Origin of the sequence: Wenjunlia tyrosinilytica (genome assembly GCF_014646055.1) — a bacterium.
GTDB classification, from domain to species: Bacteria; Actinomycetota; Actinomycetes; order Streptomycetales; family Streptomycetaceae; genus Wenjunlia; species Wenjunlia tyrosinilytica.
The window spans coordinates 49,730-66,240 of record NZ_BMMS01000008.1; the positions used below are offsets into that span (position 1 = coordinate 49,730).

The window sequence follows — 16,511 nt, forward strand, 5'->3', positions numbered from 1 at the left end:
TTCAAGACCCGATGCCCTCAAGACCCGATGCCCTCTAGACGTGGACGGACGGGACGGCCGCGATGTTCCCGTGGGCCGTGCCGGGGCTCGGTCAGCCCTCGCGACGCGAGACCGTCACGGTGTCGATGACCACGTCCTTGACGGGGCGGTCCCCGCGCTTGGTGGGGGTGGTGGCGATCTCGTCCACGACCCGCTGGCTCGCCGGGTCGACGACCTCACCGAAGATGCTGTGCTTGCGGTTCAGCCAGTCCGGGGTGCTGACGGTGATGAAGAACTGCGAGCCATTGGTGCCCGGGCCGGCGTTGGCCATGGCCAGCAGGTACGGGCGGTTGAACGACAGGTCGGGGTGGAACTCGTCGCCGAACTGGTAGCCCGGGCCACCGGTGCCGTTGCCCAGCGGGTCGCCGCCCTGGATCATGAAGCCCGAGATGACGCGGTGGAAGACCGTGCCGTCGTAGAGGCGGGCGTTGGTCGGGCGGCCCGTCGTCGGGTCCGTCCACTGCTTGGTGCCCTCGGCGAGGCCGACGAAGTTCTCCACCGTCTTGGGGGCGTGGTTCGGCAGGAGCCGGACCTCGATGTCGCCGTGGTTGGTCTTGATGGTGGCGTACAGCTGCTCGGCCACGATGTCACTTCCTCGTTCTGCGTGCGTCAGCGGAATCCATGAACAACGACAAATCCTCGCACGAGCGCGTCAGCGGTGCGTAGCCGCTCGAACGGGGGGTGGCACCGGCGGAAAAGTGGCATGGTCGAGGGGGGAGGAACCGGGGGAGGCACGTACCGCATACACGGGCATCCCTTCCCAGAAGGATGTATACCGGACGCATACGGGCCAGTCCGGCGTGCTGCGGCGGCCCCCCGAGAGGCATGATCTTTTACTGGGTGGAAAGGCGATAAACCGTACGCCACCGAGGAGGAGGTTCTCGTGACCCGCTTTGCTGACTACGTGGACAGCGCGGGCGTGCGTGCCGCGGCCGAGGAGAAGTACCAGCAGCTCGCGCCGCGGGCGAAGAAGAGCGTGCGGCACGCCGCCGAGGTGGTGGCTCCGTACGCGGGCACGGCCAAGGAGACGGCCGTCCAGTACGCGGGCGAGGCACGGCAGCGGCTGGCACCCAAGGTGTCGTCCGCCGTCGACCAGGCTCGTGACGCCCTGCCGCCACGAGTCGAGCACGCCGTGGACACAGCCGCCAAGCGCACCCGCTCCACCGTCCGACAAGCCGCCGACTACACGGTTCCCCGCGTGGAGCACGCCGTCGGCACCGCACTCGCAGCCACCGAGCCGGTCCGCGAGGAGGCGGTGGCCCGCACGGCGGCCGCCGTCGCCGCGCTGCGCGGTCAGGTGTCCGTCGCCGAGATCGAGAAGGCGGTGCGCAAGCGCCGCCGCAGGGCCAGGCGCGGGCGCGCCGCCAAGCGCCTCGTCGTGATCGGGCTCGTCGCGGGCGGCGGTATCGCGGCCTGGAAGTGGTGGAACCGGCAGACCAACCCGGAGTGGCTGGTCGAGGCGCCGGAGGCCACCGAGGTCTCCGACCGATACAGCGGCGGTGCTTCCAGCCGCACCACGTTCGACTCCGTGGACGGCACCGGGCCGGTCGTGCCCGACCCGGAAGTGCAGGCCAAGCAGGCCGAGGCCGACGACCGCAAGAAGAAGCCCCCGGCCTGATGTGAAAACTGTGAAAACCCCGAGGTGAACGCCCTGGCGGGAGAACCCTGACGGGCAATCGCCAACGGGGGAGCCACATGGCGGCGGGACGGTCCGGAGCGGTGCCTCCGGCCCGTTCCGCCGCCGTCTTGTCCCGGCTGCGCGGCCCAGCCGCCGTGTCCCGGCTGTCGTGTCCCGGCTGTCGTGTCCCGGCTGTCGTGTCCCGGCTGTCGTGTCCCGGCTGCGGTGCCCCTGCCGTCGTGTCCGAGCCGTCCTGTCCCGGCTGCGGTGCCCCTGCCGTCGTGTCCGAGCCGTCCTGTCCCGGCTGCGGTGCCCGGCTGTCCTGTCACATCCGCACGGGTTGCGTCGTCCTCCCTGCGACAGCTTGCGACGGCCCATGACGGCCCCTGACGGCCCCCGAAGAAGAAGGCGAGACCCATGGCTCCGACGACCCTGGTCACCGGTGGCACCGGCACCCTCGGCCGCCCCCTGGTGCGGGAACTGCTCGACGCCGGAAGCGACGTCCGCGTCCTCAGCCGAAGGCCGGCCCCGGACGCCACCCCGTTCGACTGGCGCACCGGCGATCTGCGCGACGGCTCCGGTCTCGACGGCGCCCTGCGGGGAGTCGAGGCCGTTGTGCACTGCGCGAGCGGCACCCGCGGCGATGTGGATGCGGCGGCCAACCTCATCGCGGCCGCCAAGCGCTCAGGCGACGACCCGCACCTGGTGTACATCTCGATCGTGGGCGTGGACCGCATCCCGTTCGGCTACTACCGCGCCAAGCTGCGCGTCGAGGAACTGATCGGGGCCTGCGGCATGCCCTGGACCGTGCTGCGCGCCACGCAGTTCCACGACCTGGTGGCGTCGGCGGCCGCCGCGCTGTCCAAGGTCCCCCCGGTGATGCCGGTCGCTGCCGGCTTCCGCTTCCAGCCCATCGAGGTCGAGGAGGTCGCGGCCCGCCTGGCGGAGCTGACCCTTTCCGGCGTCCCGCAGGGACGGGTCCCGGACATGGGCGGCCCGCAGATCCTCACCACGGGAGAGCTGGCCCGTATCTATCTGAGGGCCACCGGCCGCCGCCGCACGATCGTCCCCGTTCCGCTGCCGGGCAGGATCTCCCAGGCGGTGAGAGCGGGAGCGAACCTCGCCCCGGCCCACTCGGACGGCAAGCGCACGTTCGCGCAGTTCCTGAAGGGCGAGTGAGGCGCCGGGGATGTCCCCGGGACGCCGGACGAAAAGCCGGTGGAAGACCGGTAGAAGAAGGGGTGGAGCCTAGGGGAGTCGAACCCCTGACATCTGCCATGCAAAGACAGCGCTCTACCAACTGAGCTAAGGCCCCTCGGCGACCGCCTCGACGATCGCCGCAGACAAGCGTACCGGGTAGCGGGGCATGCGCCGAACGAGAAACCGGCGTCGGGTGGTGCGGGAGATCCAGTGGTGCGCAAGATCCAGGCCCTTCCGCGGTCGCCGACGGCGGCCGACGAGCTCGTGCGTGCGGCCACACCCTCGCCCCGGCGCACCCGGAGCTGGCAGAGTTCCTGTCTGTGTACGGCGCTGGGCGCACCGACGACGCGGTGGCGCACGACGAGGCGCACCAGGAATGACAACGATCTTGGGTGGGACGCGGGGCAATGGGTGAGCTCTTCGCCGGTCGGTACGAGCTGGTCGACCCGATCGGGCGCGGTGGAGTGGGAGAGGTCTGGCGGGCCTGGGACCACCGCCGCCGACGGTACGCGGCCGCCAAGGTCCTCCTTCAGCGTGACGCGCACGCCCTGCTGCGGTTCGTCCGCGAGCAGGCCCTGCGCATCGACCACCCCCATGTGCTGGCGCCGACGAGCTGGGCGGCGGACGACGAGAAGGTCCTGTTCACGATGGACCTGGTGCGCGGCGGTTCACTGGCGCACCTGATCGGGGACTACGGGTCGCTGCCGCCGCGGCTGGTGGGCACGCTTCTCGACCAGCTGCTCGCCGGGCTGACCGCCGTGCACGCCGAGGGGGTGGTGCACCGCGACATCAAGCCCGCCAACCTGCTGTTGGAGGCCACCGGCCGCGGTCGGCCGCACCTTCGCCTGTCCGACTTCGGGATCTCGGTGCGCAGCGGGGACGCCCGGCTGACCGAGACCAACTACGTGGTGGGGACGCCGGGATACTTCGCGCCCGAGCAGCTCAGCGGTGCCGAGCCGGACTTCCCGCAGGACCTGTACGCGGTCGGTGTCGTCGCGATGTACATGCTCACGGGCGCAAAACCGGACTCGGAGGCGCTGACGGCGTCCTATCTGGCGGGCGGCTTCCCATCGGCCCCCAAGGGCGTCCCGCATCCGCTGTGGCAGGTGGTGGCCACGCTCCTCAACCCCGACCCCGACGGGCGGTTCCGCACCGCTACGGGCACCCGCAAGGCCCTCGCGGCGGCACTGGAGGTGCTGCCGGACGCTCCTGCCGCCGTGGACGAGTCGGTCGAGGTGCTCGACCACATCGGGCCGCTGCCGCAGGGGTTCGGGCCGGACGGGCCGGTGCGGACCGAGCCGCCGAGGCGGCCGCAGGGGGGCAACGGGGGCGGATCCCACGCCGCACGGGCCGACGGTGGCGCCCAGGGGTCGATGTCCACAACGGGCAGCTTCGTCCTCGCGCCGCCGGAGCGCGGCACCCCGACGCCGACCCCGACGCCGACCCCGACGCCGACGCCGCCCGCGACCCCGACCCCGACCCCGACGTCCGCGGTCCCGCAACAGGTGCACGACCGGCAGCCGTCCGTACCGGCCCACCAGGAACCGGCCGGTCGGCCATGGGCCACTCAGGCTCCCGTCCACCAGGCTCCCCACCACCAGGGACCGGCTCCTGCCCCGGTCCCGGCGCAGGGGCACGTGTCCGCGGCCGTCCCCGGCCCGGAGCCCGTCCCGCCCGTCCCCGGTCAGCGCACCGCTCACACGCCCGCACAGCGGCGTCCGGGGCCGCCGGTGAAGGTCGTGGTGCCGGTCCTGTTCCTCGCGGCCGTGTGCTTCGCCGTGGGCGTCTGGGCCCTGGTCACCGCCTGAGCGCCCGACGTTCGCGGCCCGGTCGGCCTCCGGGCGGCTCTACCAGGCCGGAGGCGGGCCGAACTGCTCGCCTGCGCGCGGCGGCGCCGAGTCGGCGGCCACCCGGCGCCGGGAGACCAGCGCCCAGCCGCCGAGGCAGAGCACCAGCACCGTTCCGGCGCCGATCCCCGCGAAGCCGATCAGCTTCTTGCCCGCGCCGCCGCCGCTCGTCCCCGTCCCGTCGTCGCCGCTGAGGCCGAATCCGGCCTTCACCGGGTCACCGATGTACGTCGGCCCCTGCTGGCGCTTGCCGCGAACAGTCAGCCGGAGCGTGACCGGGACCTTGCCCCTGACGAGCCTGGCGACGTCCGGGTGCACGCTCACCGCCAGGTAGTACCGCCCGGCGAAGCGCATCCTCGTGACGTCCCGCCCATGGTCGGAGAAGCGGTTGGCGTAGGCGGCGGGAGCGGTGCCGAACCGCAGGACCGTCTGCTCGCCGGTGTACGACGTGCTGTCGTCGATGACCTGCCCGCGAGCGCTGTTGTAGAGCTCGATCCGCGCTCCCGGGGCGGAGAAGCCCGAATGTCCGGTGGCCGGTGCGTTGGCGAACTCGGCGGTGGCGAAAAGCTGTTGGCCCCAGTCGACCGGAATCGCGAAGAAGTGCGTCTCTCCCGGCGACAGCCGGTCCTTCCACACCCCGGCCGCCAGAACGCTCGCGTCGTTGAAACCGGTGCCGCCCTCGCGGACCTTCGCCTCGCCGATCGGCGGGGTCGGCGTCGCGCTGCTCCAACTGGCCTCGCCGGGCTGCCCGGAGGTGCCCGCCTTCACCCCGGGCTCCGTCATGAAGCGGATCTCGATCGGCCAGCGGCCCTGGTCGGAGGAGATGGCGCTGGTGCGCTCCACGGCGAGCAGGTACGTCCCCGCCTCCTGGCAGGACCCGTCCTGCTCGATCTCCCTGGCCGCGTAGTCGGCGATCGGCCGCACGGCCCGGTCCGCCTCGAAGGTGGGGTCGCCACCCTGGCCGCACGAGGTGTTGTCGGTGCTCTCCAGCGTGACCTTGACGCCGTCGCCGTAGGCGACCCTGGCCCCGGGCCTCGGCGCGGCCACCGCCGACAGGTAGGCATTGGACTTCTCGTCCAAGGCGACGCTGTAGTACAGCTTCTGGCCGCGCCCGATGCTGTCCGTGTAGATCCCCGGCGTCAACGACGGCCCGTCGGCGCTGCTCTCGGCGCCCTCCACCTTCTTCGCGCCCTCGGCCGTCCGGTAGGCGGGCACGGACGACCCGCTCCCGGCCAGGGCGCTCCCCGGCCAGGCGGCCACCAGCCACAGCGCCGCGGCCACCGCCGAACCGGTGCGGACCCACTTCGCGCGCTTCATCGCACCGATTCCCCGCTCCCCCTCGGCCGTCGCCACCAGCGCGAAGCTAGCCAATGTGCACAGGCGAACTCAACCGGCACCGCGTCACGGTCCGGAAACAGCGAGACCCCGACCGCCAGAGGCGATCGGGGCCCGGAAAGCCGTCGGATCAGGAGTGGACGCCGGAACCGGCCGGGACGGAGTCCGTAGCCTCGGTCCACAGGTCCTGCTCGGCACGGTCCGCCTGGATCTGGCGGTACACGAAGAGACCAGCGACAGCCGCCAGTGCGATCAGGAGAAACTTCTTCACCGCGCGACCTCTTCCTCAAGACATCTGGGAGTTGAGCACCGGTGCATCCGAAGCTGTGCACGGATGCTTCCGTGCGCCCGATGATACACACCGGCCGAGATCAATCGGTGACCTGGGGACCCTGTCGCCCGGCCCCGGAAAGCCAAACGCCCCGGACCTCGATGAGTCCGGGGCGCATGTGCCGTGTGGGGCTAACAGGACTTGAACCTGTGGCCTCTTCCTTATCAGGGAAGCGCTCTAACCGTCTGAGCTATAGCCCCGCGCTGCACCGAAAGATTAGCGCACCGCGGGGCCGCCGCCCAAATCGATTGGCCACTGCCCCCGCCCCCCCGGAGGGCGGCTACTCGTCCTCGGCCAGTGTGAGCTCGATACCGCCCACGAAGCCCGCCGAGAGGTTGTAGATGAAAGAGCCCAGCGTCGCCAGGGCTGTGGCGAGGACCACGTCGATCACGGCGATGACCGTCGTGAACATCATCACGCGCGACAGCGACAGGAACCCCTGGAGGTCGAATCCGCCGTCGGTTCCCGAGCCGGTCGCCTCGCTGATGGTCTTGCCGACCGTGCCGAACACGCCGATCGCGTCCAGCACCATCCACAGCACCGCCACCGCGACGATCGTGCACACGCCCAGCGCGATCGACAGCAGGAAGCTGACCTTCATCACCGACCACGGGTCGGCCTTGGCCACCCTCAGCCGCGCCTTGCGGGTGCGCGGCGCGGGGCGGGCCGCCGGACGCGGGCGACGGGTGGCCTGCGCCGGGTCGCCCGGCACCGCCGGACCCGCCTGGGGCGGGCCGTAGGCGGCGGGCGGCTGGGCCGGCGGCTGGTAGGCCTGCGGGGGCTGGTGCGGTTGCGGACGGGGGCTTTCGGCCGGCGTCCCTGCGGAGTCGCCCCCATGAGTCGGCGCGTACGCCGCCCGCCCCGTGCCGCCCGCGGAACCCTGGGTTCCACTCACGACTACTCCTCCTGCTCCTCAGGCTCCTGCCCGGCGCCCTCCGCGTCGCCTTCGACCGCTTCCCCGACGACCTCTTCGGCCTCGGCGCCGGCCTCGGCATTGCGGGCGATGCCCACGACGGCATCGCGCTTGCCCAGGTTGATCAGTTGGACACCCATGGTGTCACGGCTGGTCTCCCGGACCTCGTTGACCCGTGTCCGGATCACACCACCGCCGAGCGTGATGGCAAGGATCTCATCCGTTTCCTCGACCACCAACGCCCCGACCAGTGAGCCTCGGTCCTCGACGAGCTTGGCCGCCTTGATCCCAAGGCCGCCCCGCCCCTGCACCCGGTATTCGTCCACACTCGTCCGCTTCGCGTACCCGCCGTCGGTGGCGGTGAACACGAACGTACCGGGCCGGACCACATTCATCGAGAGGAGTTCGTCGCCCTCGCGGAAACTCATGCCCTTCACACCCGAAGTGGCACGGCCCATCGGGCGCAGCGACTCGTCCGTCGCCGTGAACCGGATCGACTGCGCCTTCTTGCTGACCAGCAGGAGGTCGTCGTCCGCGCAGACCAGCTCGGCGCCGATCAGCTCGTCGCCCTTGTCACCTTCGGCGGACCGCAGGTTGATCGCGATCACACCGCCGGAGCGCGGGGAGTCGTAGTCCTTCAGCGGGGTCTTCTTCACCAGGCCCGCCTTGGTGGCCAGGACCAGGTAGGGCGCGGCCTCGTAGTCGCGCACCGCCAGGATCTGGGCGATCGACTCGTCCGGCTGGAACGCCAGCAGGTTCGCCACGTGCTGCCCGCGGGCGTCGCGCCCCGCGTCGGGGAGCTCGTACGCCTTCGCCCGGTACACCCGGCCCTTGTTGGTGAAGAACAGCAGCCAGTGGTGCGTCGTGGACACGAAGAAGTGGTCGACGATGTCGTCCTGCTTGAGCTGCGTGCCCCGCACACCCTTGCCGCCGCGCTTCTGCGACCGGTAGTGCTCGGTCTTGGTCCGCTTGACATAGCCGCCGCGCGTGATCGTGACGACGATGTCCTCCTCGGCGATGAGGTCCTCGATGGACATGTCGCCGTCGAACGGGATGAGCTGGCTGCGCCGGTCGTCGCCGAACCGCTCGACGATCGCCGCCAGCTCCTCGCTGATGATCCCGCGCTGGCGCACGGGGGAGGCGAGGATCTCGTTGTACTCGTTGATCTTGCGCTGGAGTTCGTCGTGCTCGGCCTGGATCTTCTGCCGCTCAAGGGCGGCCAGGCGGCGCAGCTGCATCTCCAGGATCGCGTTGGCCTGGATCTCGTCGATCACCAGCAGGCCCATCAGGCCGGTGCGGGCGACCTCGACGGTCTCGGACCGCCGGATCAGCGCGATGACCTCGTCGATGGCGTCGAGCGCCTTCAGCAGACCGCGCAGGATGTGCGCGCGCTCCTCGGCCTTGCGCAGCCGGAACGTCGTGCGGCGGACGATGACCTCGACCTGGTGCGTGACCCAGTTGCGCACGAACGCGTCCAGGGACAGCGTGCGCGGCACACCGTCGACCAGCGCCAGCATGTTCGCGCCGAAGTTGGTCTGCAGGTCGGTGTGCTTGTAGAGGTTGTTCAGCACGACCTTGGCGACCGCGTCCCGCTTGAGGACGATGACCAGCCGCTGGCCGGTACGCGAGGAGCTCTCGTCGCGGACATCCGCGATCCCGCCGACCTTGCCGTCCTTCACCAGGTCGGCGATCTTCTGCGCGAGGTTGTCCGGGTTGACCTGGTAGGGCAGCTCGGTGACCACCAGGCACTGGCGGTTCTGGATCTCCTCGACCTCGACGACCGCCCGCATGGTGATCGAGCCGCGCCCGGTCCGGTACGCCTCCTCGATGCCTCGGCGGCCCACGACCAGGGCACCGGTCGGGAAGTCGGGGCCCTTGATCCGCTCGATCAGCGCCTCGAGCAGTTCCTCGTTGGACGCCTCGGGGTTGTCCAGGTACCACTGGGCGCCCGCGGCCACCTCCCGCAGGTTGTGCGGCGGGATGTTGGTGGCCATACCGACCGCGATACCGGCGGAGCCGTTGATCAGCAGGTTGGGGATACGGGCCGGCAGGACCGTCGGCTCCTGGTTGCGGCCGTCGTAGTTGTCCTGGAAGTCGACGGTCTCCTCGTCGATGTCCCGGACCATCTCCATCGACAGCGGCGCCATCCGGCACTCGGTGTACCGCATGGCGGCCGCCGGGTCGTTGCCCGGGGAGCCGAAGTTGCCGTTGCTGTCGACCAGCGGCATCCGCATCGACCACGGCTGCGCCAGGCGCACCAGGGCGTCGTAGATCGAGGCGTCGCCGTGCGGGTGGTAGGTACCCATGACGTCGCCGACGACGCGGGCGCACTTGTAGAAGCCGCGGTCGGGCCGGTACCCGCCGTCGTACATCGCGTACAGCACCCGGCGGTGCACCGGCTTGAGGCCGTCGCGCACATCGGGCAGCGCACGCGAGACGATCACGCTCATCGCGTAGTCGAGGTACGAGCGCTGCATCTCCGTCTCGAGGCCGACGGCCTCCACACGGAGACCGGTCTCGCCCTCGCCTGCGGGGAGCGTCGGGCCGCCCTCGGTCGGGTCGCCGTCGTTCGGGGGAGTCTGATCGACCATCGCTGGTCAAGGTCCTTTCGGAGTGCAGCCCACACGGACTGCGATGTGCGGGCCGGAGGTCTGCGGCGGCTCAGATGTCCAGGAAGCGGACGTCCTTGGCGTTGCGCTGGATGAACGAGCGCCGTGCCTCCACGTCCTCGCCCATCAGCACCGAGAACAGGTCGTCCGCCTGCGCCGCGTCGTCCAGGGTGACCTGGCCCAGGACACGGTGCTCGATGTCCATGGTGGTGACGCGCAGCTCCTCGGCGTTCATCTCACCCAGACCCTTGAAGCGCTGGATGGAGTCGTCCTTGATGCGCTTGCCCTGCTGGCGGCCGAGCTCGATCAGGGCGTCGCGTTCCCGGTCGGAGTAGGCGTACTCGAAGTCGTCCCGGCCCCACTTGATCTTGTACAGCGGCGGACGCGACAGGTACACGTGCCCCGCCTCCACCAGCGGCCGCATGAAGCGGAAGAGGAAGGTCAGCAGCAGGGTGCTGATGTGCTGGCCGTCGACGTCGGCGTCCGCCATCAGAATGATCTTGTGATAGCGCAGGCGCGCGATGTCGAAGTCCTCGTGGACACCGGTGCCGAACGCCGAGATCAGCGCTTGGATCTCCGTGTTCTGGAGGATCTTGTCGATCCGGGCCTTCTCCACGTTGAGGATCTTTCCGCGGATCGGCAGGATCGCCTGGTACTGCGGGTTGCGGCCGGACTTCGCCGAGCCGCCCGCGGAGTCGCCCTCCACGATGAAGATCTCGCACTTGGACGGGTCGTTGCTCTGGCAGTCGCTGAGCTTGCCCGGCAGCGAGGCCGTCTCCAGCAGGCCCTTGCGGCGGGTCAGGTCGCGGGCCTTGCGCGCCGCCACCCGGGCCGTCGCCGCCTGGATCGACTTGCGGATGATGTCCGCGGCCTCGTTGGGATTGCGGTCCAGCCAGTCCGCGATGTGCTCGTTGGCGACCTTCTGCACGAAGGTCTTCGCCTCCGTGTTGCCCAGCTTGGTCTTGGTCTGGCCCTCGAACTGCGGCTCGCTCAGCTTCACCGAGATGATCGCGGTGAGGCCCTCGCGGATGTCCTCACCCGTGAGGTTGTCGTCCTTCTCACGCAGGAGCTTCTTCTCGCGGGCGTACTTGTTCACCAGGAAGGTCAGCGCCGAGCGGAAGCCCTCCTCGTGGGTACCGCCCTCGTGCGTGTGGATCGTGTTCGCGAAGGAGTAGACACCCTCCGAGTACTGGGTGTTCCACTGCATCGCGATCTCGACCGAGATGTGCCTGGCGGTGTCCTCGGCCTCGAAGTCGATCACCGTGGGGTGGACGACCTCGCCCTTGCGCGAGTTCAGGTACTTCACGAAGTCGACGATGCCGCCCTCGTAGTGGTACGTCACCGACAGCGGGGAACCGTCCTCCGGGTTCGCGTGCTGGGGGCGCTCGTCCGTCAGCGAGATGGCCAGGCCCTTGTTCAGGAACGCCATCTCCTGGAAGCGCCGCGACAGCGTCTCGAAGGAGTACTCCGTGGTCTCGAAGACGTCCGGGTCGGCCCAGAAGGTGACCGTGGTGCCCGTCGTCTCGACCTGCTCGTTCTTGGCCAGGGGCGCCGTCGGCACACCCAGCTTGTAGTCCTGCGACCAGCGGAAGCCCTCGCGCTTGACCTCGACCGACAGCCGCGTCGACAGCGCGTTGACGACCGAGACACCCACACCGTGCAGACCGCCGGAGACGGCGTAGCCGCCGCCGCCGAACTTGCCGCCCGCGTGCAGCACGGTGAGCACGACCTCGACGGCCGGCTTGCCCTGCGCGGGAACGATGTCCACGGGGATGCCGCGACCGTTGTCGATCACGCGCACACCGCCGTCCGGCAGGATCGTCACCTCGATCCGGTCGGCGTGCCCGGCCAGCGCCTCGTCGACCGAGTTGTCGACCACCTCTTGCACGAGGTGATGAAGGCCACGCTCACCGGTCGAGCCGATGTACATGCCGGGGCGCTTGCGTACCGCGTCCAGGCCTTCGAGGACCTGGATCGCACTGGCGTCGTACGACCGCTGGCCGGCCGCCGCAGCGGCCGCGAGGACCTCTTCGACGAGCTCGTCGGCGGGGGTATTGGAGGGGTTGTTCTCGTTGGGGTTGCCGGAATCGGCCACGAAGCGCCCTTTCTGGCACAGCACGGGCTGCTCCCGAGAGAGCGGGAGCAGCCGCGTCGTTCGACACATGGTCCGCAAGCGGCGGTGTGCGTCCCAGTCTACCGGTAGCACCGACATGGATGGGGCTTTGGCGGTACCTGAATGCGCATGTGCCGCTCTGAACCGCCTCCGCCTGACTCCCTACACGCGGACCCAGGCGACAAGAGGCTCACATAGGCGCTGAAGGCTTCCGGATGAGCACCCTCCGCGATGCCCGCGCACCCCTCGTTACCGGGCGGTCACCTGGTACGCCCTACCCATAGGTGTCCCCCGGCCCCTTGCTCCCCGGAGCCCTCAGCCGCCCCCTGGGACGCGGAGGCCCCATCGGCCCCAAAACCTTGATCAACTTCACGGTGCCATGGCCCAGATCCGCGTTCAGCCGCGCCACCAGCTGCGGAGCCAGCAGCCGCAGCTGCGTCGCCCACGCCGTCGAATCGCACTGAACGGTCAGCACCCGCTCGTCCTCGTCGTAGGACTTCGGCTCGCAGTGCTGCGCCACCTCCGGCCCCACCAGCTGGGGCCACCGGCCCATCACCCCGCCGACCGCCGCCGGTGTCTCCCACCCGCGCTCGGTGATCAGCCGGTGCACCGCGGCGCCCAGCGGCAGCGGATCCCTGCCGTCCGCCCTCGCACCGCTGCGCAGGCCCCCGCGCCTGGCCTGCTTCTTCTTCCTGACCTCTTCACCGCGGGCCTTGGCCTGCTCACGCGCCGCGCGCAGCGCCACCCGCGCCAGATCCACCCCGGACAGGCCAGGGGCCGACGGATCAGGACCGGGCACCTCGGGAGCGGCGCCCTCCTTGCCCGAGTCCGGCTCCTTGCCCGAGTCCGGCCGCCGCTCGGGGCCGGTCCTGTCGGGGCCCCCTCTGTCCGGGCCGCCTCTGCCGGGGCCGGTCACGACGCCCTCACCGCGGTCCCGTCCGACACCGAGAAACGCGCCCCCGCCAGCACCGCGGGAACGTCCTCGTCCACCGCCGCCGTCACCAGCACCTGCTCACCGGGAGCCACCAGCTCCGCCAGGCGCCTGCGCCGCGAGGCGTCCAGCTCGGCGAACACGTCGTCGAGGACCAGCACCGGCTCGGCGCCGTCGGCGCGCAGCAACTCGAACGAAGCGATCCGCAGCGCCAGGGCGTACGACCACGACTCCCCATGGCTGGCGTAGCCCTTCGCGGGCAACTCGCCCAGCTTCAGCACCAGATCGTCCCGGTGCGGGCCCACCAGCGTGATCCCCCGCTCCAGTTCCTGCTTGCGCGCCTCGCCCAGGGCGCCCAGCAGCGCCTGCGCCAACTGCTCGGGACCGGCCGCGGCCATCGGCCCCATCGAAGCGCGGTACTCCAGCGCCGTGGGCCCGCCGCCCGGCGCCAGCTGCTCGTACGCCTTGTCCACCAACGGGTGCAGCGCCGCCACGAGATCCAGCCGCGCCGCCAGCAACTGCGCGCCGGCGCGCGCCAGATGCTGGTCCCACACGTCCAGCGTCGACAGGTCCACCCGGCCGCTGCCGCGACGGGCCGTGGCCGCGGACTTCAGCAGGGCGTTGCGCTGCTTGAGCACCCGATCGTAGTCCTGGCGCACGCCCGCCATCCGCGGGGAACGGGTGGTGACCAGCTCGTCCAGGAACCGGCGGCGCTCCCCCGGATCCCCCTTGACCAGCGCCAGGTCCTCGGGCGCGAACAGCACCGTCCGCACGATCCCCAGGACATCGCGGGGGCGCACCTGCGACGAGCGGTTGATCCTGGCGCGGTTGGCCCGGCCGGGGTTGATCTCCAGCTCCACCAGTTGCTGCCGCTCGCCCTGGACCACGGCCGCCCGCACGATCGCGCGCTCGGCGCCCTGCCGCACCAGCGGGGCGTCACCGGCCACCCGGTGGCTGCCCAGCGTCGCCAGATAGCCGATCGCCTCGACGAGGTTCGTCTTGCCCTGGCCGTTGGGACCGACAAAGGTGGTCACGCCCGGGTCGAGGGGGACCTCGACCCGGGCGTAGGACCGGAAATCGGCGAGCGACAGATGCGCTACGTGCATGGGCTTCCGAGCTGCTTTCCAGGGCTGCTTGAGCCGCTCGCGCGGCTGTTGGGACTACTTCTTGGAAGCCTCGACGGCGTGGCCGCCGAACTGGTTGCGCAGCGCGGCGATCATCTTCATCTGCGGGGAGTCGTCCTGGCGCGAGGAGAACCGCGCGAACAGCGACGCGGTGATCGCGGGCAGCGGAACGGCGTGGTCGATCGCCGCCTCCACGGTCCAGCGGCCCTCGCCGGAGTCCGCGGCCCAGCCGCGCAGCTTCTCCAGGTGCTCGTCGTCGTCGAGGGCGCGGACGGCCAGGTCGAGCAGCCAGGAGCGGATGACCGTGCCCTCCTGCCAGGAGCGGAAGACCTCGCGCACGTCGGTGACGGCGGGCGCGGCCTCGAGGAGCTCCCAGCCCTCGGCGAAGGCCTGCATCATGCCGTACTCGATGCCGTTGTGGACCATCTTCGCGAAGTGGCCGGCGCCGACCTTGCCCGCGTGCACCGAGCCGAAGGCACCCTCGGGCTTGAGCGCGTCGAAGACCGGCTGCACCTTGGCGACGTCCTCGGGCTCGCCGCCGTACATCAGCGCGTAGCCGTTCTCCAGGCCCCACACACCGCCGGAGACACCGCAGTCGACGAAGCCGATGCCCTTGGCCTTCAGCAGCTCGGCGTGCTTCTCGTCGTCCGTCCAGCGGGAGTTGCCGCCGTCCACGACCACGTCACCGGGCGAGAGCAGCTCGGCGAGCTCCTCGACGGTGGCCTGGGTGGCCTCGCCGGCGGGGACCATGACCCAGACCACGCGGGGAGCCTTCAGGCCGTCCACAAGGTCCTTGAGGCTGTGGACATCGGCGAGGTCCGCGTTCCGGTCGTAGCCGATGACGGTGTGGCCCGCGCGGCGGATGCGCTCGCGCATGTTGCCGCCCATCTTGCCGAGACCGATGAGACCGAGCTCCATCACAGATCCTTCACTTGTCGCCGTAGCTGATCGGGCTTCGAGCCTACGTCGGCCGACCGGCGAAGCGGTCCGCCGTCCCTCGCCTTCCCCCAGGGCGCCTTCCCTTCAGGGGCGCCCCTGCTCGGAGCACCCTCCCCGGGGGCGCCTTCCCTCAGGGCCCGTGATCCACCGCGGGCCCCGAGGAGGGAGATCATCCGCTCAGCCGCACCGGCATGATCAGGTGGCGGTAGCTCTCGTCCGCCTCCACGTCCAGCGCCGGGCGGCCGCTGAGCAGCGCCGGCTTGGTCGGGGTGGTGAACGACAGCTGCGCGACCGGGGAGGCGATGGCGCTCAGGGCGTCCAGCAGGAACGTGGGGTTGAAGGCGAGCGGGCCGCCCTCGCCCTCGAGCCGGGCGTCGATCCGCTCCGAAGCCTGGGCGTCGTCGCTCGAGCCCGCCTCCAGCGTCAGCACACCCTCCTCGACCCGCAGGCGCACCGGGGTGTTCCGCTCGGCCACCAGCGACACACGCTTGACCGCCTCGACGAACGGCGCGGTCTCGATCACCGCGACGGAGGTGAACTCCGTCGGGAAGAGCTTCTGGTACTTCGGCAGGTCGCCCTCGAGCAGCCGCGTCGTCGTGCGGCGCCCGGCGCCCTCGAAACCGATCAGGCCCTCGCCGGCACCGCTGCCGGACAGCGCCAGGCTGACGGTGTCACCGCTCGTGAGCGACTTGGCGGTGTCGAGGAGGGTCTTGGCCGGGACCAGCGCGACGGCGGACATGTCCGCGGTCTCCGGCTTCCACGTGAACTCGCGGACCGCGAAGCGGTAGCGGTCGGTGGCGGCCAGGGTGACCGTGTCGCCCTCGATCTCGATCCGCACACCGGTCAGGACCGGCAGGGTGTCGTCGCGCCCGGCGGCGATGGCCACCTGGGAGACGGCGGCGGCGAAGACGTCACCGGGGACGCTGCCGGAAGCCGTGGGCATGGCGGGCAGCGCCGGGTACTCGTCCACAGGCAGTGTGTGCAGCGCGAACCGCGAGGTGCCGCAGTGCACATTGACCCGCGAGCCGTCGGTGGAGATCTCCACAGGGCTGTTGGGGAGCGCGCGTGAGATGTCGGCGAGCAGGCGGCCCGAGACCAGGACCGTGCCCTCGTCCTCGACGTCCGCCTCGATCTCGACACGGGCCGAGACCTCGTAGTCGAAGCCGGAAAGGCTGAGGGCACCGTGCTGGGCCCTCAGCAGCAGACCTGCCAGGACCGGCACCGGCGGACGGGCCGGAAGACTGCGGGCTGCCCAGGCCACTGCCTCCGCGAGGACATCTCGCTCCACCCGGAGCTTCACCGGAACCGCCTCCTGCTGTTGCTGCTGTCGTTTGCCTGCTGCTGTCGTGGCTGTCGTGCCGAGGACAGTCTGACGTACCGCGCCGACAGCGTGTGCAGGTTGGTCCGAAGCGATGCGGTCCGGTCCCGGCTCGCTCGATCCACAGCTGTCCACAGCCCAGGCTTCGAATCCAGCTCCCCGGTATCTCTACGTAGTCGTAGTAATAGGGGTTG

General features: G+C 70.6%; 13 protein-coding genes, 2 tRNA genes and 1 pseudogene. 4 read left to right on the plus strand and 12 right to left on the minus strand.

Annotated elements, in window-relative coordinates:
* Positions 1-91: 91 nt before the first annotated feature.
* A complete protein-coding gene (locus IEY86_RS10780; protein ID WP_189131364.1) occupies positions 92-622 on the minus strand; it encodes a peptidylprolyl isomerase in 531 nt (176 codons plus the stop codon).
* Between the two features lie 300 nt (positions 623-922).
* On the opposite strand from IEY86_RS10780, the gene IEY86_RS10785 reads away from it, so the two are divergent.
* Entirely contained in the window at positions 923-1,657 is a 735-nt protein-coding gene (locus tag IEY86_RS10785; protein ID WP_373286992.1) for a DUF5324 family protein, read from the plus strand.
* A gap of 417 nt (positions 1,658-2,074) precedes the next feature.
* Positions 2,075-2,836, plus strand: a complete 762-nt coding sequence (locus tag IEY86_RS10790) for an SDR family oxidoreductase (protein ID WP_189131365.1) — start codon at positions 2,075-2,077, stop codon at positions 2,834-2,836.
* Positions 2,837-2,899: 63 nt separating this feature from the next.
* Here IEY86_RS10790 and IEY86_RS10795 read toward each other — a convergent pair.
* A tRNA-Ala gene (locus IEY86_RS10795) sits at positions 2,900-2,972 on the minus strand.
* Positions 2,973-3,156: 184 nt separating this feature from the next.
* On the opposite strand from IEY86_RS10795, the pseudogene IEY86_RS38615 reads away from it, so the two are divergent.
* Together IEY86_RS38615 and IEY86_RS10800 are read left to right on the plus strand one after the other, a co-directional pair.
* Positions 3,157-3,237, plus strand: a pseudogene (locus tag IEY86_RS38615) (DNA-binding protein); the annotation flags it as partial.
* Positions 3,238-3,264: 27 nt separating this feature from the next.
* On the plus strand, positions 3,265-4,665 hold the full coding sequence (locus tag IEY86_RS10800; RefSeq protein WP_189131366.1) for a serine/threonine-protein kinase: 1,401 nt from the start codon (positions 3,265-3,267) through the stop codon (positions 4,663-4,665).
* A 39-nt stretch (positions 4,666-4,704) separates the two neighbouring features.
* Here IEY86_RS10800 and IEY86_RS10805 read toward each other — a convergent pair whose 3' ends face one another.
* The 10 genes from IEY86_RS10805 to dnaN all read right to left on the minus strand — a co-directional run bounded on the left by IEY86_RS10805 (position 4,705) and on the right by dnaN (position 16,299).
* Positions 4,705-6,057, minus strand: a complete 1,353-nt coding sequence (locus IEY86_RS10805) for a hypothetical protein (RefSeq protein WP_189131367.1) — start codon at positions 6,055-6,057, stop codon at positions 4,705-4,707.
* A gap of 112 nt (positions 6,058-6,169) precedes the next feature.
* The gene (locus IEY86_RS10810) at positions 6,170-6,310 is read right to left on the minus strand and encodes a DLW-39 family protein (RefSeq protein WP_189131368.1); all 141 of its coding nucleotides are present in this window, start codon (positions 6,308-6,310) and stop codon (positions 6,170-6,172) included.
* 186 nt (positions 6,311-6,496) lie between these two features.
* Positions 6,497-6,570, minus strand: a tRNA-Ile gene (locus IEY86_RS10815).
* 80 nt (positions 6,571-6,650) lie between these two features.
* On the minus strand, positions 6,651-7,265 hold the full coding sequence (locus IEY86_RS10820; RefSeq protein WP_189131369.1) for a DUF3566 domain-containing protein: 615 nt from the start codon (positions 7,263-7,265) through the stop codon (positions 6,651-6,653).
* A 2-nt stretch (positions 7,266-7,267) separates the two neighbouring features.
* The gene (gene gyrA, locus IEY86_RS10825) at positions 7,268-9,874 is read right to left on the minus strand and encodes a DNA gyrase subunit A (protein ID WP_308425126.1); all 2,607 of its coding nucleotides are present in this window, start codon (positions 9,872-9,874) and stop codon (positions 7,268-7,270) included.
* A 70-nt stretch (positions 9,875-9,944) separates the two neighbouring features.
* On the minus strand, positions 9,945-12,011 hold the full coding sequence (gene gyrB, locus IEY86_RS10830) for a DNA topoisomerase (ATP-hydrolyzing) subunit B (RefSeq protein WP_189131370.1): 2,067 nt from the start codon (positions 12,009-12,011) through the stop codon (positions 9,945-9,947).
* A 268-nt stretch (positions 12,012-12,279) separates the two neighbouring features.
* Positions 12,280-12,804 carry a DciA family protein gene (locus tag IEY86_RS10835; protein WP_229698341.1) on the minus strand — a complete coding sequence of 175 codons (525 nt, stop codon included), beginning with the start codon at positions 12,802-12,804 and terminating at the stop codon, positions 12,280-12,282.
* Positions 12,805-12,917: 113 nt separating this feature from the next.
* Positions 12,918-14,042, minus strand: coding sequence for a DNA replication/repair protein RecF (recF, locus tag IEY86_RS10840; protein WP_189131372.1), 1,125 nt, complete (start codon positions 14,040-14,042; stop codon positions 12,918-12,920).
* A gap of 54 nt (positions 14,043-14,096) precedes the next feature.
* A complete protein-coding gene (gene gnd / locus IEY86_RS10845) occupies positions 14,097-15,071 on the minus strand; it encodes a phosphogluconate dehydrogenase (NAD(+)-dependent, decarboxylating) (protein WP_265804289.1) in 975 nt (324 codons plus the stop codon).
* A 97-nt stretch (positions 15,072-15,168) separates the two neighbouring features.
* Positions 15,169-16,299: a DNA polymerase III subunit beta gene (gene dnaN / locus IEY86_RS10850; RefSeq protein ID WP_189131374.1), complete on the minus strand. Its 1,131-nt coding sequence runs from the start codon at positions 16,297-16,299 to the stop codon at positions 15,169-15,171.
* Between the last annotated feature and the right edge of the window lie 212 nt (positions 16,300-16,511).

Bases quoted from the DNA above. Each gene is read 5' to 3' on its own strand.
- IEY86_RS10790 (WP_189131365.1), top strand. From the start codon at position 2,075: ATGGCTCCGACGACCCTGGTCACCGGTGGCACCGGCACCCTCGGCCGC.
- IEY86_RS10800 (WP_189131366.1), top strand. From the start codon at position 3,265: ATGGGTGAGCTCTTCGCCGGTCGGTACGAGCTGGTCGACCCGATCGGG.
- gyrA (WP_308425126.1), bottom strand. From the start codon at position 9,874: ATGGTCGATCAGACTCCCCCGAACGACGGCGACCCGACCGAGGGCGGC.
- recF (WP_189131372.1), bottom strand. From the start codon at position 14,042: ATGCACGTAGCGCATCTGTCGCTCGCCGATTTCCGGTCCTACGCCCGG.